Annotated in this window: 18 protein-coding genes; 12 read left to right on the forward strand and 6 right to left on the reverse strand. The window is 53.6% G+C overall.

The window, feature by feature from the left end; genetic code table 11:
• Positions 1-7: 7 nt before the first annotated feature.
• The 3 genes from KUO20_RS01055 to KUO20_RS01065 all read right to left on the reverse strand — a co-directional run bounded on the left by KUO20_RS01055 (position 8) and on the right by KUO20_RS01065 (position 3197).
• Entirely contained in the window at positions 8-1576 is a 1569-nt protein-coding gene (locus KUO20_RS01055; protein WP_235041089.1) for a site-specific integrase, read from the reverse strand.
• The gene (locus tag KUO20_RS01060) at positions 1542-2828 is read right to left on the reverse strand and encodes a tyrosine-type recombinase/integrase (RefSeq protein ID WP_235041090.1); all 1287 of its coding nucleotides are present in this window, start codon (positions 2826-2828) and stop codon (positions 1542-1544) included. Before KUO20_RS01060 ends, KUO20_RS01055 begins: the two co-directional genes overlap by 35 nt.
• A gap of 150 nt (positions 2829-2978) precedes the next feature.
• Positions 2979-3197: a hypothetical protein gene (locus KUO20_RS01065; RefSeq protein ID WP_235041091.1), complete on the reverse strand. Its 219-nt coding sequence runs from the start codon at positions 3195-3197 to the stop codon at positions 2979-2981.
• Between the two features lie 148 nt (positions 3198-3345).
• Between KUO20_RS01065 and KUO20_RS01070 the strand changes: the two genes are divergently transcribed.
• The 10 genes from KUO20_RS01070 to KUO20_RS01115 all read left to right on the forward strand — a co-directional run bounded on the left by KUO20_RS01070 (position 3346) and on the right by KUO20_RS01115 (position 13019).
• Positions 3346-3714: a PepSY domain-containing protein gene (locus tag KUO20_RS01070; RefSeq protein ID WP_235041092.1), complete on the forward strand. Its 369-nt coding sequence runs from the start codon at positions 3346-3348 to the stop codon at positions 3712-3714.
• A gap of 30 nt (positions 3715-3744) precedes the next feature.
• Complete coding sequence (locus KUO20_RS01075) at positions 3745-4419, forward strand: response regulator transcription factor (protein ID WP_235041093.1); 675 nt, start codon at positions 3745-3747, stop codon at positions 4417-4419.
• Positions 4416-5795, forward strand: a complete 1380-nt coding sequence (locus tag KUO20_RS01080; protein ID WP_235041094.1) for a sensor histidine kinase — start codon at positions 4416-4418, stop codon at positions 5793-5795. Before KUO20_RS01075 ends, KUO20_RS01080 begins: the two co-directional genes overlap by 4 nt.
• A gap of 15 nt (positions 5796-5810) precedes the next feature.
• Positions 5811-7742, forward strand: coding sequence for a metallophosphoesterase family protein (locus KUO20_RS01085; protein ID WP_235041095.1), 1932 nt, complete (start codon positions 5811-5813; stop codon positions 7740-7742).
• A 163-nt stretch (positions 7743-7905) separates the two neighbouring features.
• A complete protein-coding gene (locus KUO20_RS01090; protein ID WP_235041096.1) occupies positions 7906-8535 on the forward strand; it encodes a histidine phosphatase family protein in 630 nt (209 codons plus the stop codon).
• A gap of 67 nt (positions 8536-8602) precedes the next feature.
• Positions 8603-9115, forward strand: coding sequence for a C40 family peptidase (locus KUO20_RS01095; protein ID WP_235041097.1), 513 nt, complete (start codon positions 8603-8605; stop codon positions 9113-9115).
• A gap of 201 nt (positions 9116-9316) precedes the next feature.
• Positions 9317-11071: a putative bifunctional diguanylate cyclase/phosphodiesterase gene (locus tag KUO20_RS01100; protein WP_273543243.1), complete on the forward strand. Its 1755-nt coding sequence runs from the start codon at positions 9317-9319 to the stop codon at positions 11069-11071.
• A gap of 58 nt (positions 11072-11129) precedes the next feature.
• Positions 11130-11357, forward strand: coding sequence for a DUF2835 family protein (locus KUO20_RS01105; RefSeq protein WP_235041098.1), 228 nt, complete (start codon positions 11130-11132; stop codon positions 11355-11357).
• Between the two features lie 235 nt (positions 11358-11592).
• Positions 11593-12171, forward strand: coding sequence for a putative antibiotic biosynthesis monooxygenase (locus tag KUO20_RS01110; RefSeq protein WP_235041099.1), 579 nt, complete (start codon positions 11593-11595; stop codon positions 12169-12171).
• Positions 12172-12347: 176 nt separating this feature from the next.
• Positions 12348-13019 (forward strand): glutathione S-transferase, encoded by a 672-nt coding sequence (locus tag KUO20_RS01115; RefSeq protein ID WP_235041100.1) that lies wholly within the window; start codon positions 12348-12350, stop codon positions 13017-13019.
• A gap of 43 nt (positions 13020-13062) precedes the next feature.
• Here KUO20_RS01115 and nhaD read toward each other — a convergent pair whose 3' ends face one another.
• The gene (gene nhaD, locus KUO20_RS01120) at positions 13063-14541 is read right to left on the reverse strand and encodes a sodium:proton antiporter NhaD (RefSeq protein ID WP_235041101.1); all 1479 of its coding nucleotides are present in this window, start codon (positions 14539-14541) and stop codon (positions 13063-13065) included.
• 460 nt (positions 14542-15001) lie between these two features.
• Here nhaD and KUO20_RS01125 point away from each other — a divergent pair, with 460 nt between their 5' ends.
• The gene (locus KUO20_RS01125; protein ID WP_235041102.1) at positions 15002-15979 is read left to right on the forward strand and encodes a TAXI family TRAP transporter solute-binding subunit; all 978 of its coding nucleotides are present in this window, start codon (positions 15002-15004) and stop codon (positions 15977-15979) included.
• Positions 15980-16076: 97 nt separating this feature from the next.
• Positions 16077-17879 carry a TRAP transporter permease gene (locus tag KUO20_RS01130; RefSeq protein ID WP_235041103.1) on the forward strand — a complete coding sequence of 601 codons (1803 nt, stop codon included), beginning with the start codon at positions 16077-16079 and terminating at the stop codon, positions 17877-17879.
• Here KUO20_RS01130 and KUO20_RS01135 read toward each other — a convergent pair.
• Complete coding sequence (locus KUO20_RS01135; protein WP_235041104.1) at positions 17841-18419, reverse strand: hypothetical protein; 579 nt, start codon at positions 18417-18419, stop codon at positions 17841-17843. The two genes, KUO20_RS01130 and KUO20_RS01135, sit on opposite strands and share 39 nt — an antisense overlap.
• An 89-nt stretch (positions 18420-18508) precedes the next feature.
• The gene (locus KUO20_RS01140; RefSeq protein WP_235041105.1) at positions 18509-19465 is read right to left on the reverse strand and encodes a calcium/sodium antiporter; all 957 of its coding nucleotides are present in this window, start codon (positions 19463-19465) and stop codon (positions 18509-18511) included.

A 19465-nucleotide genomic window follows, 5' to 3' on the forward strand; every position in this document is an offset into this window, starting at 1 on the left:
ATCTAGGTTACTTATGACTTGTCCCTCGCTCTTTTTGCTCTTCACAGAGGCGTATAGTGGCTTTAATCGCCGCGATGGGCAGATCCAGGGAGTCGACTTGTTGGCCACTCAATCCCTGAGAGATGCGCTTTTGACGCTCCGCTACTACTTGGGCCAGCGCTTCATTATGAGGTGCGTCAATAAAGGGGTGGAATTTAGGGCAGGCATAGCAGTTTAAGATGCCACTGCCGCATAGTTGGGCGCAATTGCCCACTTGATCATCACGATTTAAGTAGATTTTTGCTTGCCCTGCTATCGGTTCACCAAGCAATCGCTTTTCCTTAATATCGAGAACAGGCTCCCAAGCCTCCACCATGATGCCATCACAGGCTGCCTGATCTTCGTAGGTATGGGCGGTGTAAACCTTGACTGTATCCGTTGTCACGTGTCCCAGAACTGTGGCAATTAATTCATCACTAGCCCCTGCCTCAGCAAGACGCGTCGCAACGGTGCGCCGAAATCGGTACAAGGAGATTGGTAATAAGTCTCCATCAAGCCTCGACGTGGTAACAGGGCATTTCTGAAGGCTGCCGATTATATGGCTATGAATATGAACATCGAAGGTTCTTGGCGTCTTAGCGAGGCGGTGCTCAAAATCTTCGCTGCTTCCAGCAGCGAGCAAGCGACGCCCTACAAACAGTGGCAACTTTTTGGAAAGTTGAGGGGGGATCGTTTGGCCCCAAGCTTGGGCTACTTTGTTTTGGCCTTCGACAATCACTTGCTTAAGAAGGGCATACAGGTCGGGGGGAAGCTCTAGCTTGCGATTCGCAGCTCGATAGTTGCGGCTACCTTTGGCAGTGGGTATGGCTAATTCGTAAATATGTTCGGCTTGATCTTCAATGACATCGCAGGCTCTCATTGCCCCGATCTCCACTGGACGACAACCAAACTCGACCTGGATGAGAAGAATTGCATAGGCCTGCAAAGGTAGTATCTCATCAGCATAGGCAGCGTGAATCCAGCGAAGTAAAGCAACTTCCTCTATCTGAGAAAATGGCCCTCGCACGGGGCATTGTTCACGAACAATTTGACCAGTGTTATTTCTGGAGCCTACTTTGATCTGATGTACGTGGTTCCCCAACCCTCTCTCCAGGCCTGGATAACAACCATCGGACCAAGCAATCAAGGCAGCCCGGCATTGATGTATGTAATTCAGCCGGGTAGGTGTCGAAATCTGTCGAGTCGAAAGTTGAGCGCGCCACAGCTCAAAGGACTTGATCGTTATTTCATCGGTGCAGTAGTGAAGCAATGACAAGATACGATCAAACAGATCTCTCGCATAACGTTCGGAGACTTCTTCAACCAATTCAGACATGGTTTTGCGAAATGAGTCTAGAACCTTAGGTGAAACTCGGTCGGTCAGCCCATTCATATCCAAAGCAGACCAAGGCAATTTTAATGTTCGTCCAATACGCCACTCGTCACTTTCGTACACATAAGTTTCACCTGAACGCGCTGTCTTCAGCGTTTGCTTAAGCGTGGCTACTGGGGAGTCAGCCTGATTATGTGTTATTGCCGCTGTCTGCTTTATTGGCATTGTCGTGGCGCTTCTGATTGATTTCACGTAAAGTTTTCTTGGCGAGTTTTTGATTATGTACTCGGGTATAATCGTCTTGTGATTTCGGATTGTTGTGACCCAGCAGGTATTGAACAATCGCTGTTTGATCTGCGTTGGCAATGCCTTGCTCTGCCAAGTCGCTTTTGACTTTCAACGTGAAGCCATGACGAAATTGATGCCGTGTTAATCCCGAAAAAGTGTCAGGGCGTGTGCTGACCACCAGCCCCATCTCCTGCATCACTGCTTTAGATGAAATCGGCTTGCCCCTGCCATTGCTTGCATGGGTCACAAAAAGCAAAGGATGACTTTGCGCTTCATAAATCTGGTTTCGCACTTCAATCACGTATTGGTGGATGAGGCGGGCGAGTTCGTCCGCGATAGGTATGACTCTTGGCTCGGTCTTGGCTACCGACTGTTTCGAACGTGGATCTCGTGGGTCATGATGCCTTCGAACCACATGAACGTTATTATCGGCGCCATATTCGATATCTTTCTCCCAGAGCCCCAAAACTTCACCGGATCGTAAACCTGCTTCGTACTGCAGGCGCATCATAATGTAATGCCTAAGTTGTCGAGCCGGATTTCTGAAGGGGTTATCAATTGCGCCTGGTGTAGCGACTTTCAGATAAGTTTCGAAGACTAATTTATTTGGGGTTCGGTAAGCTCCGCTGTTTTGCGAATAGCTTCGGGTGCGAGGGGTCATTTGCCGTAAGCCATCAATCATACGATCAATGTAAGGCTTCATGGTTACAAAATCGGGGCGCTTCCGCATAACAGTTTCGGCTAGAAATTTTAGGTATTGAGCGACATAGCCCATCCGAATAGCGCGATGGTTAGAATTGACCGTCAATACTTGCGGCGTTTTATAACGACTTAGGCTTGCTAAATTGATGAGGCTGGCTGCTTTTATACTCTCAGCTTGAGCAACCCAACTTTCGAACGCTTCGCTGTCGAGCTTACAGTGATCACGGATTGAGTATAAATCTTCCTGCTCCAACAGATGTTTGTCGTAAAATTCATCTGCGAGCACTCTCCCATTGAAATTTTCCCAACGCCGCAAATGCTTTAACGCTGACAATACCTTTTCCAATGTACTCGCCTGACTCTTAGGCCTCATAACAACAGTTATGAACAAGGAAATGTAGAAATCAGGCATGCCTCTACTATCGACTAGCAATGGATATCTTTCACCCGACTCAAAGACTAGAACCTTCGTCAGCAAATCAACCATGCAGAGACTCCTTATTTGTACTTTTAGAGTATCTTGCCATTCTAAATAAAGATACTAAGTAAAAGGCACTTTAAGGATTTTATTTTTTGCTCAATAATTAGATTTTATTTGTATTATATCAATGGTTTATATTTTTTTAAGGCATCTTTCTTATAGATATTCTAAGAAGTCTAGCCAGCCTTCTACTTCCACCCGGCCACGGCTTTTAATGCTAATTTCTTCGTAGTGGGTGAAACCGTAGTCGCTCGCGTGGGTCAATACGTCATCAATACGATCCATTGGCAGCGAACCAGCCTGAGCACTGCCTGCCGCAGCGGCAAGTAGTAGGGCAGAGGTCGGGATCAGCAGCATTTTTTTCATGGTGTTCATAGCAAATTCCTTCTTTACGTGACGAATCATTTACGTGAATCAATGGCACTCAGCGAATGCGACAGGTAATTTATACCACTGCGATACTTTCCTTAAGCTGACAAAACTGTTCATCTAACGTTCATGTTGCCTTAGGCATCCTGACACTATGAATAATGTCGTACGTCACCTTATAACGCCACTAGGCCGCTTCCAAAAAAGCGCTTGCCGCAGTGTTGCCGGTTTAGCCTTAGCGCTATTACTGGTTAGTAGCGCGGTGGGCGATCAGCCCTGGGAGTCTCTGCACGGCGAGGTTCGTCGCGGCGAAGTGGTGCCGCTGGAGACTATTTTAGATTGGCTGGAAGCTCATTATATTGGTGAGGTGCTCGAAGTTGAAGTTGAGCGTGAACGCGGGTCTGTAGAGTATGAAATTAAGCTGCTGGGCCCCCAGGGCCAGGTTGTTGAATTTGAATTTGACGGCCAAAGCGGCGAGCTAATGTCCATTGAAGGTGTGCGCATTAATGATATGCGCCGTTAGCCTTTTATATAAGAAAAGGGTAGTCAGTCGATGAAGTGTTTGCTGGTAGAAGACGACCATGCGCTCGCCCGCGAACTAAGCCAGGCACTGCGCGACGGCGACTGGCTGGTCGAGCATGCGGCTACGGGCCAAGACGCCGATTTTCTGGTGCGCACGGAAGCTTATGACACGCTCATTTTAGATGTAGGCCTACCCGACGGTGACGGTACGCGCTGGCTTTCGGCTTGGCGTGAAGATGGCATTGACCTACCCGTGCTCATTCTCACCGCCCGCGAGCGCTGGGCCGATAAAGCGGCAGGATTTACCGCGGGTGCCGATGACTACGTCACGAAGCCTTTTGAACCGGCGGAGGTGCTGTTTCGCCTGCGCGCCCTGGTTCGCCGCAGCCACGGCCATGCCCACCCGATATTGAAAGCCGGCGAGCTCAGCTTAGATACGCACACGCAGCACGTCGCGCTGGCGGGGCGTCCTGTGGGGTTAACCGCCCAAGAAACGCGCCTGCTCGGCTACTTAATGCATGCCGCCCCGCGCGTGGTGAGTCGTACCGAGCTTTCAGAGCACGTGTACGACCGCGACCATGAGCCGGATTCTAACGTGATCGACGTGCAGGTTAGCCGTCTGCGCCGTAAGTTGGGCAGTTGGCGCATTGCCACGCTGCGGGGTCAAGGGTATCGGCTCTTGGAAGAAGAGCCCGCCGCCGAATGAGTCAACCCCGTTCGACGTGGCGTACTCAATGGAAAAAACGTTGGGCCGGGCGTTCCATCGGCGTGCGACTGCTATTGGCCGCGCTGTTGATGGTAGGGCTGGCACTTCCTGTTGCCGGTACGCTGCTTGCTCACCATTATCATGTATCGGCGACCCAGGCCTTTGACGAACGCCTGGAGGCCACGCTTAATGTGATTATTGCCGGTGCCACCTATGATCGTGCCACCCAGCAGCTTGCCTACGATCGGGCGCTGGGTGACCCACGTTTTGATAACGTTTATTCCGGCTGGTACTGGCAAATAACCGATGCTGGCCAAAACACGCTGGCCTCACGCTCACTATGGGATCAACGCCTGCCGGTCATTGCAAATGACGCTCTCAGCGCGCGCTCATTGCCAGGCCCACGCGGGCAATCGCTGCGCGTCGTGGAGCGCGATATCTATTTAGCGCCCTTGGAAGCGCCGCTGCATATTAGCGTTGCCGCGCGGGACGATTTATTAGCCGCGGATATTCGCGAATTCCAACGTCTTCTCTGGGGTGGTTTGGCGGGTCTAGGGATATTGCTCTTAGCCGTGCTGGCGCTGCAGGTGCGCTGGGGATTAGCGCCGCTGCGGCGTATGAGGGCCAACCTGCATGACGTTGAGCAGGGGCATGCAGAACAGTTGGATACCGGTTTGCCCGACGAGCTGGCGACCCTGGCCGCCTCAATGAATGCGGTGCTGGCGCGGGACCAGCGTTTAATTGAACGCGGCCGCCACACCGCCGGCAATCTTGCCCACGCGTTGAAAACACCGCTGAGCGTGATGCGCCTGCAGCTTCGTCAGTTGCCGGAAGCCAGCCGCGCTACCTGGGACGTGGAGTTAACGCGCCTAGACAGCGCGGTACGCCATCATCTAGCGCGTGCATCGGCGGCTGGCGAGGGAGCGCGCGTTGCCCCCATTGATCTGCACGCCACGTTAGCACCGCTGCTAACCGGGCTAGCCAAGCTTGGCCAGCGACGCGGCATTACGCTGCGCCAAACATGGCAACGTGACGTGAACGTGCATATGGATGGGCAAGATATTCAGGAGCTGGTAGGTAACTTAATGGATAATGCGCTGCGCTGGGCGCACAGCGATGTTCAGCTGCGGGTTCAGGTTGACGCACAGCAGCTCACTATCAGCGTTAGCGATAATGGCCCCGGCATGTCTGATGCGCAGTGCCAGCAGGCGGTGCAGCGAGGGAAACGCCTGGATGAGCAGCGCTCGGGCAGTGGGTTGGGGCTGGCGATAGTCACCGACCTTGTCGCTTTGTACAGCGGCCATATGCAGCTTTCCCGCGCCAGCGAAGGAGGCTTAAACGTAGTGGTTGGGCTGCCCGTAGTGGCGAACGGATAACGGAGATTTCATTGAATGCATGGCACGGATACGCTGCCCGATATTTTAGTTGGCCCTTTATTGCGGCGCATCAGCACGACCCGGCTGGTGATGTGGCTTGTGGCCACTCGGCCACTGACCATGACGCTGGTGCTACGACCCGGCCAGCATGACGCCGAGTCCATCGGTTTAGCACATCATCATCAGTGCGTTGCCATCGGTAAGCGCGCCTTTATCCACCTGATTGATATTGAGCTTGAAACGCCGCTGCCCTGCGACGAGCGTATCGAATACGACCTGCAGATCGAAACATTGCAGGGTGGCCGGCAATCGCTGCCCGAGTGGGCGCCCTGGCTGTGCTACGAAGGCGCCGATTACCCTGCCTTTGTGATTGCCTCACGCCATCATCGCCTGATGCATGGCTCTTGCCGTAAGCCACATCACGATAGCCCTGATGGTTTGGTGCGTGCCGACAGCTGGCTTGCCGATCAGCAGGCGGCGCCCACCGAGTGGCCCGCCTGGCTACTGATGACCGGTGACCAAGTCTACGCCGATGACGTTGCCGGCCCGATGCTGCGCGCCGTGCATGCGCTGATTGAACGCCTTGGATTAGTCGACGAACAGTTAGAAGGCGCCACGGTAGACGACAGCCAGGCGCTGTATCACTCGCCTGACAGCTATTATTGCCGCGCAGCGCTGCTGCCGGATTTCACCAGCAACGCGGCGCTGCGTGAGCGCTTTTTTGGCGGTGTCAAAAAGCCGGTGTTTACCTCAGCCAATGCCCACAACCATTTAATGACGCTGGCGGAAATGCTCGCCATGTACTGTTTGGTGTGGTCGCCGGTGGCCTGGCAAGTGATTGCCCCCGCGCCGCCCACATTAAATGACAAAGACGCTGAGCTTTATCGCCAAGAGCAGGAGGTGATCGATACCTTTGTTGAGGGCTTGCCCCAGTGTGCGCGGCTGATGGCGCACTTGCCGAGCCTGATGATCTTTGATGATCACGACGTAACCGATGACTGGAACCTCACCGCTGACTGGGAGAAAGCTGCCTACGGCCATCCGTTTTCTAAGCGCATTATCGGCAATGCCCTGGTCGCGTATTCGCTCTGCCAAGCATGGGGTAACGATCCGGATAAACTCAACCCATTAATTCACCATGCCGCTACGCTGCTGGGCGATGGCCGCGAGATGCTCGCGCGTGCTGAACAAGATGGATTAATTGAGCGACTGCTGCGTTTTCAGGGCTGGGAATTTCAAATCCCCGGCACGCCTGCGCTTATTGTGCTCGACACCCGCACCCGCCGTTGGCGCAGTGAGCGTAGCCCCAAGCGGCCTTCTGGCCTCATGGATTGGGAAGCGCTGATGGAAATGCAGCAGGCGCTCATGGGCGCTAAGAGCGCAGTGATCATCTCGCCTGCGCCCATGTTTGGCGTCAAATTAATTGAAAGTATTCAAAAGCTATTTACCGCCGTGGGTAAACCTTTAGTGGTGGATGCTGAGAACTGGATGGCGCACCGAGGCGCCGCTAACGCGCTGCTGCAAATTTGGCAGCACTCTAAAACGCCGGGCAATTACGTGATTCTTTCTGGCGATGTGCACTACTCGTTTGTCTACGACATTGTCGTGCGCCATCAGCGGCGCGCTCCTCATCTGTGGCAGATTACCTCAAGCGGGATTAAAAATACTTTTCCCAAGAATCTTCTCAATACCTTTGATCGTCTGAACCGCTGGATGTACGCCCCGTGGTCGCCGCTTAACTGGTTTACGAAGCGCCGCAAACTCAGCGTTCACCCCCGTGACCCCGACCGAGCGAGTGCCGGGGAGCGGCTTTGGAACGCCAGCGGCATTGGTTTAGTCACACTCGACGAGAAAGGCTACCCAACGGATATTCGCCAGCTTGATGTGAACGGTAGCGATGTGGTGTTTCCGCCGCCCGAGCGTCTCAAGCAAAAAGGCGGGCGTTAATCGTTGGTGATTGGGTCTTGCCGTGATGGCGCCACCCGTTTGCTAAAGCGTCATTAAGTCGTCACAGAAGTGCCTCGCGGCTGTCATCTGAAGGGGGCAGGATATCGCTATCTTCTGACTATGTTTAAGCGCGCTGATGCGTTAAAAAAACCAGGAGCCCCGAATGCGTTTTTCTGATGCAAGTGCCACCACGATTGATTTATTACGCCATGGTGAACCGGTGGGTGGGCGCATGTTGCGTGGTTCAACCGACCATCCGCTGAGTGAGGCTGGGTGGCAGCAAGTGACGGATGCGGTCATGCGCCATACGGTTGAGGGCCATTTACCTTACGATGCGATTGTTACATCACCGCTAATGCGCTGCCGTGAGTTTGCCCTGTGGCTAGGCGAAGAATTTGATCTACCCGTCCAGGTGGAAGACGATCTTGCCGAGCTACACCTGGGGCAGTGGGAAGGTAAAACCTACGCAGAGGTAACCGCCGTAGAAGGCACCGCACGAATGAGTGCGTTTTGGCACAACCCTGCCGAGATCTCGCCCCCTGATGGCGAGACGCTACAAGCATTTGATGCCAGGCTTGCTGAGGTATGGCGGCGGCTACTTCTCCAGCCGCCGGGTCAGCATGTGCTGGTCGTAGCGCATCTGTTTGTCTGCAACGGCCTGCTGCGGCAGGTTCTTGAGCAGCCGCTTTCGCGAGTGCTGGCAATGGATTTGCCCTATGCGGCGATGAGCCGAATGCGTCATGAACGCCATGCGCTTGGTGAAACCAGCTTTATTGAGTGGATAGGGCGTTAACCATTGTTGGCGGCTAGGCATGCTTTGCGCCATCATGAAGGCAGTTAGCTTACCGGAGCGCCTGTCTATGTCATTGGTTCGCCTGTCGTCTTTACCTTATACGGTCGTATCGCGCAGCGGGTGGCTGCTGCCTTGCCTGTTGATGCTTGTGCTGGCGGGCTGTGCCAGCCGCGAGCTGACGCCGATAGATGCGCCACCCGACCGCGCCGGTATTTCTATGGAGCGTGCGCTCATTCTCTCCCATGCCCAGCAGGCCATTGGCACGCCGTACCGCTTCGGAGGCAATACGCCGGAAGGGCTAGACTGCTCGGGCCTGGTGGAAATGACCTATCGAGCGGCGGGTATTCGTGTACCGCGCACTGCCAATGAGCAATTTCAAGCCTTGCCAAAGGCCGAGGCCCCGCGCCCCGGCGACCTGCTGTTCTTTGGTGAGCGCCGCAAAGCGACCCATGTCGGTATCTATCGTGGCAACGGCCAAATGATTCACGCGCCCGGCAATGGCCGTCGCGTGGTAAGCGTGCCGTTAGAAATCGATTACTGGCAGGCGCGCTTTTTAGGCGCAGCCAGCCCCGCCCCTTAAGTAATCATGCTCTCTGCCGATATAGTATGTTGCAGCGTATACAAACGAGTATGAAACACGATGCGAATATATCGATCGGCCACCGTATAAAGATGCATCCGAAAGAGTGCTCTCTTGCTAATTTGACTCCTTATCCATAGTCATAAACGAGGAGTTCAGGGACATAGGTATCCGTCCTTGGATCAACCAAAGGATCTGACTTTGCCAGCTAAGCTCTCCTCAGTCGAACCTCCACTAACGCGCTCGGCGAGCTCTACAGCTTTTACGGGTGCTACCAAGCTACCTGTTGAATCAGTGTTTTTTTACGCCAATGAAGCCATCATTATTACCGATGCGGAAAACCGTGTACTGGAAGTGAACCCGGCTTTTTGTGAGTTAACGGGGATTTCGCAGCGAGCGGTGCTGGGCAAAAAACCTGAAACATTCAGCATTTTACCGCTAGATGATAGCTGTACCACGCGACTGATGCGTGAAGAGCTGCAGCTGCGTGATCGTAGCAAGAGCCAAGTGAGCTATCGCAGTCATGATGGCCAATTTTATCCTGGAATGATGTCTACTCATCGCGTGCGCGATAAGCGGGGTGAAATAGATCATCATGTTATTGTGCTCGCTGATCTCTCGGCCATTCCTGCCCATGCTCGTCATCTCAACCGGGAGGTTTATTTTGACGCGCTAACAGGGCTGCCTAACTTACAGCTGCTGACGCAGCTGATCCAAGAATCCATGCAGCACGTAGACGCTAAGCAGCTAACGTTGGCGGTATGCTCGCTAGACATCGACTTCTTTAAAAATGTTAATGACCGCTTGGGTTCCTTCGTCGGCGATGCGCTGCTATCCGCATTTTCGCAGCGGATCAGCCATCTATTGTTTGGCGATGATGTGCTGGCACGAGTGGGGGGCGATGAGTTCGTTCTACTGCTGCACCATAGAGTAGACGATACTTTTTTTGCCAAACTGCTGGCATCCATCCGACAGCCGCTAATGATTGAGGGACAGAGCGTTCATCTAACCGCAAGTTTAGGGGTTACGCTCTATCCTGATGACTGCGTCCAAGGCGACATGTTGTTACGTCACGCCAATCAGGCGATGTATCGCGCCAAGCAGCGTGGTCGCGACACTTTTCACTTATTTGATCCTGACCATGACCGCTTATTGCAGGTCCGGCATGAGCAGCGTCAGCGCTTTACTGATGCGCTTAATCACCATGAACTGTGTCTTTATTATCAGCCTCAGATCGATATGCGCGGTGGCAATGTGGTGGGTCTAGAGGCGCTGGTTCGTTGGCAGCATCCTGAAGATGGCTTGCTGGTTCCCGGACAGTTTTTATTTACGATCGATACCACGGCGTTAGAAGTAGGCCTGGGTGAGTGGGTAATTGAGGAGGCGTTGCGTCAATGGACTGAGTGGAATAAGCAAGGTATCTCGCTGCCGATCAGTGTGAATATCAGCCCCACGCACCTGTTGGTGAGTAATTTTAGCCATCGGCTAGGCGAACTGTTAGCACGCCATCCCAATGTGCCCCCCACGATGTTGAAGCTTGAGGTGCTGGAAAGTGCTGCGATGCATGATATTCAGCCTGCTCTGCAAAATATGTCGCGCTGTCGGGCATTGGGAGTGAGCTTTGCGATCGATGATTTTGGCACCGGCTTCTCGTCGTTAACTCATCTGCGTCAGCTGCCGGTTAGCCTAATTAAAATTGATCAGAGTTTTGTGCGCGATATGCTGAGTGACCAAGACGATATGGCGATTGTGGAGAGTGTCATTTACATGGCGAATCGCTTTAAACGGCCCATGCTGGCCGAAGGCGTGGAAACCCTTGAACATGCTAAAGCATTAATGGCTCTTGGGTGCGAGCTAGCGCAAGGCTATGGTATTGCAAGGCCAATGTCCGCTGAAGCCTTGCCAGCATGGGTAGCCCATTGGCCATCGCGCGCGGAGTGGCATTCACTAGCGTAGACACTCCATCATGCACCGTAATGTTGCAGAATTCATACATTAACCACAGCGCTGCACTATGCCAACCATTGATGTGGTCATCAATCTCAATTATGACGAGTGTCTAGCCCACTACGAGGGGCGCATTGCCAATGTGCGTACCCGAAGTGTAGATGGCCGCTGGGTAATATTTCCCGCTGAGGCGATTCGCAGAGTGATCAATCGTGACGGTATACGTGGCATCTATCGCTTAAGTTTTTCTGAGCAGGGCCGCTTTATAAGTATTTCCCCCTTAAACAGACGTTAAACGTTTTCCATCAAACATCTATAGATAGCTATCGCGCATCTATCGTTAGGTGTCGCGCATTGCGCGATCAGGCTAATCGTTCTACTCGCAGATTCTCAATGGTAATACTCAAACAGGCATAACATGGCATTAACATTGCTTGTATAATGTGTTTCTTGGACTTTCAGGCTTACCCGCTTGAAAGCAAACAGTCTGCCTACCCGGCCTGCGCTGTCAGCACATTAGGAGATATACCATGTCTGCCTCACCTGTCACATTAATGGTGGCTCGGCGCGTCGAGCGCGGCCGCTATTTCGATTTTAATCATTGGCTTAACGAAGGGCGGGAGCTAGCGGCTGATTTTGCAGGCTATCTTGGCTCTGGCGTATTGGCGCCACCGGTTGACGATGATGAATATCAGATCATATTTCGCTTTAGCAGCAGCGAGACCTTAGCAGCCTGGGAGCACTCCGCTTCACGCTATGCGTGGCTAGAACGCGGGGCAGGGCTCTATGAGGCGCCCCATGAACATCGCGCTACAGGGCTGGATACTTGGTTTCAAACTAGCGTTAGCAGCATACCGCCACGCTGGAAACAGGCGGTGGCTGTCTGGCTGGCGTTTTTCCCTATCTCGCTGCTGTTTCAATTTTTATTTGGCGGCGTATTAGCCGAGTGGGCGCTAGTGCCGCGGGTAGTGGTGAGCACCTTAATGCTGACGCCTGTCATGGTGTTTGTATTTATTCCGCTGTCTATGCGCTTATTAGCGCCCTGGCTGCAGGGCAAATGGTCACCGCTGGATATGCTGGCGCGCTGGCGTCAAACGTCTCGATCATAATAATGCTGGGTATCGCTGAGATGGTGCTAGTCTTGGTCAACAGGTTCTATGTAGGCTGACCTTGATAGTCGTGGTTTCAAGCAATAAGCGCGATGTACTAGCAGAAATATACTGGCAGAAAAGGATCGCTGTCGCTGGTGCAATGCGTGCGGTTAACTCAGTCCCAAGGAGTATTTATGATTCACGTTCACCATCTGGAAAAATCGCGCTCTCATCGTATTCTGTGGCTACTCGAAGCCCTGGAATTGGACTACGAGCTGGTGGTTTACCAGCGCGATGAGAAGACACAGCAGGCGCCAGCATCACTGAAAAAAATTCACCCGCTGGGTAAGTCGCCGGTGATTACCGATGGTGATCTGACCGTGGCCGAGTCGGGAGCTATCATTGATTATCTATTGCAGCGCTATGGGCAAGGACGGCTGCAGCCTGACCAGGACGATATGCATGCGTGGGTAGACTATCGCTACTGGCTGCATTATGCCGAAGGCTCGTTGATGCCGCTGCTGGTGATGCAGCTTGTGTTTGGTCAGATTCCCAAGCAGTCGCCGTGGCTGATAAAACCGCTGGCAAAAGGCATTAGCGATACGGTGAGCAAGCGCTTCCTGGCGCCTCAGATTAAGCAGCATCTCAGCGTTATTAACCAACACTTATCGACGCACGGTAATTTTGGCGGGCCATGGCCGAGCGGTGCCGATATTCAAATGAGCTTCCCGCTGCAGGCCGTTGCTGCCACTCAGTCGCTGGAGAAATATCCGGCTATTGACGCCTTTGTGTCGCGCATTGAGCAAGATGCGGCGTGGCAGCGGGTGGTGGCGCGAGCCGGCCCGCTCACTATGCCGGGCCAGTGATTCGCCGCCATGGGCTTAACGCTGCTTGGGCCGCTAACGTGGATTAATTGAAAAGCACGAAGCTATCAGCATTGATCCACATGTGAACCAAGATACTAACGATATAGCCGAGCAGGATCACCGGCGACCAGCGTAAATGCCCCATAAACGTATATGACCCTCGTGCCTGCCCCATTACTGCCACGCCGGCCGCTGAGCCAATCGATAGCAGGCTGCCGCCAACCCCCGCGGTTAAGGTGATAAGCAGCCATTGGCCGTGGGACATGTCGGGATCCATGGTGAGCACGGCAAACATTACCGGAATGTTGTCGATCACCGCGGAGACAACGCCTAGCGTAATGTTGGCTGCGGTAGGATTCCAGCCGGTATATAGCGCTTCTGACAGCAGGCCGAGATAGCCCATAAAGCCTAGCCCGCCCACGCACATGACAACTCCATAGAAGAACAGGAGCGTGTCCCACTCGGCGCGCGCCACGCGATTAAAAACATCGAATGGCACCACGCTACCCAACTGTGCCAACTTACGGTTGTCGCCTTCCCGGCTGTAAATCTCACGCTTGCGCTGTAGTGAGCGAGGCAAGCTACGGCGCAGGTAATAGCCAAAGAATTGCAAATAGCCCAGGCCGGTCATCATGCCCAGCACTGGCGGCAGGTGAAGCACTACATGGCAGAGTACCGCGGTGATAATGGTCAATAAAAACAGCGCCACGATGCGCCGTGCACCGCGCTTCATCCATATGTCTTCATGAACGCTGGCGGGTTTTTCATCCTTAATAAATAGACTCATGATGGTGGCGGGAATCAAGAAGTTGACTAGAGCCGGAATAAATAGAATGAAGAAGTCTTGAAACGCGACCATGCCTGCTTGCCACACCATTAGCGTGGTTATATCGCCGAAGGGACTAAAGGCGCCGCCTGCATTGGCGGCAACCACAATATTGATACAGGCCATGTTAATAAAACGCTGATCACCTTCGGCGACTTTTGTCACGACGGCGCACATGAGCAATGCGGTAGTAAGGTTATCGGCAATGGGTGAAAGCACGAAAGCAAGGCCACCCGTCAGCCAAAAAAGAGTGCGGTAGTTGAAGCCTTTACGCAGCATCCATGACCGCAGCGCATCAAACACGTGGCGCTCTTCCATCGCATTGATATACGTCATCGCCACCAGTAAGAACAGCATCAGCTCGGTGAACTCTAACAGCGTCATTCTAAACGCGTATTCTGATGCCTCAGACATGCCATTTTGCACATACACCCAGCCGATAAGCCCCCAAATAATGCCGGCAGCGACTAATACGGGTTTTGATTTGCGCATATGAATCTTTTCTTCTGCCATGACTAACGCATATGCCAAGACAAAAATAGCGACGGCTAAAAAGCCCACGAGCGACGTGGTTAAATCTAATTCACCGGTGACTGCAAAAGCGCTAGGACTGATGCATAACAGTAAGGCTGCTAACGAAAAAAGCCAGCAACGATGTAATCGTGGCTGGCAAAAGGGTTTGCTCAACGTAGGCATGTGAGGTTTTTCCCATGGTTAAGTTATTAGAATTTGTTTAAAAGGGACTCCATGTTATCAGCCTGTGTTGCGGCGCAATACGTTATAAAAGCGAACGAAAGTCGACGTTATTAAAAGAATCGGGTCTTTTTTTAGTAAATTAATCTTTTAGGTAATGGTAACTTCAGAAGTAATGGTTCAGTAAAGTAATTCATTATTTTATAAGCATTATACTAAGTGTTAATAGTTAAATTAAATAAATTTTATTTTTCAGCTGGTTTTGCTAATGGCATTTTTAAAACGCGGCGCGCAGCAACGGATGAGGTGGTTTGATAGCCGATGGCGTTGGAGGACATTCGCCAGGGGGAGTGCCCGATTAAGCGCAGTCGTGCTATTTTGAGGCGCGCCACGCTCACGGCTTGGTAAGATAAAAATGAGGCCGGCTAGAAAGCGGCTACTGGACACGTTGAGGAATAAAATAATGCGCAACCCATTTCGCTCCCTGCACCGCACGCTTGGCATGTCAGTAGCGACATTAGCCCTAGCCAGTGCCGCGTTTTCCGCCCATGCCGAAACGCGTGTTACCTATAAGTCGGCTTCTGCAGGGACCGCCTATTACCAGATGGGCGTAGAGCTTTCTGAGGCGATTCGCCAGGGCACGGATGACGACATTATTCTTACGCTGGAAGAAAGCCAAGGCTCCGTACAAAATGTAATGGAAGTCATGGCCCGTCAGGGTAACTACGTTTTCACGACTCCTCCCGCGCTAGTCGAACAGGCGATGACGGGCGAAGGCCCCTTTGCTGAGCGGCAGAACCCTCGCTTCCAAGAGATACGCGGCTTATTCCCGATCCCGTCTATTACCATGCACTTTGTACTTGCGGGTGATGAAGGCGTCACCGATATTTCCGCCCTGGAAGGTAAGCATCTGTTGATTGGCAAAGGCACGTTTGGTGCCCGTGAGGCGGCGCGTTATCTTGAGCTGTTCGGCCTGGCAGACGACGTTCAAATTGCCGATGCTGCTATTGGTAGTGGCCCTGATGCGCTTAAAAATGGCCAGATTGACGGTTTTGTGACCGCTAGTTCCTTCCCGTCCCCCAACGTGATTGAGACGGCTGCCAGCATGCCGGTGTCTATGGTAAGCCTGACCGACGAGCAAATCGAACAGACCGGTGCGCCGCGTCAAACCATTCCGGGCGGCACTTACCCCGGCGTGGAGCAAGATGTTGAAACGACGTCACTGCCGGTCATTGCCTATACCACCACGCAGATGGATGACGACACCGCGTACCTGCTGACGAAGACGTTCTGGGAGCGTCGCGATGCCATGGCCGAAGAGGCCGCCTGGTGGAGCAGCATTACCCCGGGCATGCTCGAAAATATGCTAGGTAAGCTTCACCCCGGTGCATTGCGTTATTACGATGAAGCGGGTATCGATATACCGGATGCCCTGCGCTAACGCTGTTTGATAGCCCTTTTCGATAGACCCTTTCGTTCCTCTTTCCACTGCCACGGCGCTTGTGCCGTGGCAGTGCTGTATTAATAGGCAACTTGGCATGCGTTTTTCCTTTTCGTCGCAAGCAGCGACGCCCTCCGCAGCGGACAACGCTATAGCATCTGGCTGGATAGCGCTTGGTGCGGTCAGCGTTGTGTTCCACCTAGGGCTGATTTTTTACGGCTTAACGCCTGCGCTGGTGAGCCGGCCGCTGCACATGGCGCTGCTGTTGCCGTGGGTGTTGATCTTTATGGCGAAAACGCCGGCTCAGCGCACCAGCGGTTGGCTTTTAACACTGCTGGGCATTGCGGCGTGCAGCTATATCGCCTTTAACGAAGCGGCGTTGGCCAACCAGTATGGCTTTATCGATACGCATCTACAGATGGCGATAGGTGTGTTTTTAATCGCGCTGGCGCTTGAGGCTGCCCGCCGGGCGATTGGCTGGCCGCTGCCGCTAGTGGCCTTGCTGGCACTGATGTACGGAGCCTTTGGCCAGTATGTGCCCGGTGCCTTTGGGCACCCAGGTATGCCGCTGCAGAGCATGGTCGGCACGCTGACCATTGCCGAAGGCGGGCTGTGGGGGTCATTAACCGGCGTGAGCGTCAGCGTTGTCGCCATTTTTGTGATTTTTGGCGCTGTGCTCAATGCGGGTGAAGCTGGGCAGGGCTTTATGAATTTAGCCAGCGCCGTGGCGGGCCGCCTAACGGGCGGAGCTGCCAAAGTGGCGGTGATTTCATCGGCATTGATGGGGTCCATCTCTGGTTCAGCCTCGGCCAACGTGGCCTCGACCGGTGCGATCACCATTCCTTCGATGGTGCGTTTACGTTATCCACGTTCGCTGGCCGGTGCGGTGGAAGCGGTTGCCTCTTCCGGCGGGCAGATTATGCCACCGCTGATGGGCGCGGGTGCATTTGTGATGGTGGAACTTACGGGTACGCCCTACACGCAGATTATGGCCGCAGCCATGCTGCCGGCGGTGCTGTATTTTCTGACCGTTTGGGTGGGCATTAATGCGTATGCGACTCGGCATGATTTACAGCCAGTCGCTGAGAGTGAACGGCCCCATGCCAAAGAGGTGCTGATTACCTCACTGTTTTTCGCGATACCGTTTGTACTGCTGTTAGAGCGCATTTTTCACGGTGGCTATACCCCGCAGTACGCGGCCAGTATCGCGATTTTTGCAGGTGTTGCGCTGCTGTTGTTCAATGTCAAACTACGCTTTTCGCTGCCTGATTTTGCGCATCGCTTAGCGGAAGCGGCGGTTACCGCCGGACGTCAGATCGCGGTGATAGGCGCCATTATTCTGTGTGCGTCGCTGGTAGTTGGAGTACTGTCGCTGACGGGGTTAGGCGTTAAAATTACCTCGGGTATTTTGTCGCTCTCCAACGACGCCCTGTGGCCGGCGCTGCTTTTGACGGCGTTGGCGTGTTTGATTCTGGGCATGGAAGTGCCGACCACGGCGGCCTACGTAATTTGTGTTTCGGTTGCCGGGCCTGCGCTCACCTCTTTGGGTTTAGAGCCGCTCTTGGCGCATCTTTTCGTGTTTTGGTATGCGCTGCTCTCAACCATTACGCCGCCGGTGTGCGGGGGCGTGTTTATTGCCGCAGGCATGGTGGGCGAGAACTGGCTCAAAGTGGCGTTTAAGGCGATGGCGCTGGGTATTGGGCTGTATATCATTCCGTTGGCGATGGTCGCCAATCCAGAGATCATCCAGCTAGCCTTTAACCCTTCGGGCGCCCTGCTTTACGCGCTGAAAGTGGCGATTGGGTTAACGGCCATTTCGTTTGGCGTTATCGCACGCAAAGCGGTGTGGCATCGCGTGGCGTTAGTCGCAGCGGGAATCATCACCATCTTTGTGATCTAGCCGCAGCGGTGAAGAGGCGGGCAGGGGGCTATTCGCAAACATCACCCAGGTATCTAGCGCAGGGCCAAGTAACTGCACAATACGCAGTTGCTCAGGTGCCAGCGCTAGTACTTCTTCGGCACAGATGCCTGCTTCAAAGCGGCCGTCCAACAAACCTTCTGCTACCGCGACGGTAGTAGGCGTCTCAATGATGGCTGGATAGCTACTTAAATCTGCGTAATAGCGCGTTGCTGGCTGCAGCGCGACGTGGGCGGGCTGAGCAATAGCGCGCTGTGCTAGCAGCGCCAGGGGTTTACTGCCGGCAATAAAGGTGTCCACGGGATAGGCTCGGTGCATGTAGCGGCCGACGCAATCGCTGTGCGCCGCATGGGCGGTGCATTGCAGTACGTGGCTTGCTTGCCCCGTCATAAGCGCTTGGAATGCGTCTTCAAACTGCGTAAAAAGAACCACGCTACCCGCGTCTGAGCAGCGCATCTTAAGATAGCGTTTGGCAATCAGTTCGTGATTGTTACCACTCGGCCCTAGCGTCGCGATTCGCACGTTAATAGTTCTCTGTGAAAAGTTGCTTAAATGAATAAGCCAAAAGCACAGGGTGCTTTTGGCTCAGTGCAATCAGCGAGCAGATGCCCTTAGAAGATAGTAAAGCTTAGCGCTAAATAAGCGGCATAGCCTGCCAGTAGGGCAGCGCCTTCCCAGCGGGATAGGCGCATGCCGGTATACAAAAACAGTACCAACAGGCCTGCAGCGCCCAGCATGACCCACTGATCGAACATCGCCACGCGCGGCGCCAGTGTAAGCGGCTGTAAGAACGCTGAGATACCTAAGATACCAAGCAGGTTGAAAATGTTGCTGCCAAGAATATTCCCAACGGCAACGTCGGCATGACGCCGTAGCGCTGCAATCACGGATACCGCCATTTCCGGTAGCGAAGTACCCACGGCGACGATGGTTAGGCCGATCACCGCCTCAGAAATCCCCATGGCCTGGGCCAAACCAATGGCGCCATAAAGGAGTAACTGCGAGCCACCAATCAGCATGCCTAAGCCGACAATCAGCGCTAGGGCCATCATCCAGCCGGTGGTGGGCAGCTTCGTCATTTCCTCCGCTTCGGAGGTATGCATCTCGGTCGCCGGAACATGCTGGCGGCTTTCGCTTACGTAGGCCCAAACGAGATAGCAGACGAGGCCGGCAAGAAAAATCCCGGCATCAACGCGCCCTAATGCCCCGCTAAACGAAAGCGCTATAAACAGCAGGCTGGCCAAAACAACGACCAGCCCATCACGGCGCAGCGCCAAAGGCTGCACGACCATCGGGCAGATCACCGCGCACAACCCTAAAATCAATAAAATATTGCCAATGTTACTGCCTACTATGTTGCCAATAGCAATGTCCGGCTGCTGGTTCATAGCGGCATGGATAGAAACGACCAGCTCAGGCGCCGAGGTGCCAAAGCCCACCACGACAAGCCCTGTCAGTAAGGGCGAGACACCCACTCTTCTAGCGCCTGCCACCGCGCCGCGAATAAGCGATTCCCCTCCTAGGGTAAGTAGCACAATGCCTGCTAACAAACTAAGTCCATATAGCAT

The sequence above is a fragment of the Vreelandella profundi genome (assembly GCF_019722725.1).
GTDB classification, from domain to species: Bacteria; Pseudomonadota; Gammaproteobacteria; order Pseudomonadales; family Halomonadaceae; genus Vreelandella; species Vreelandella profundi.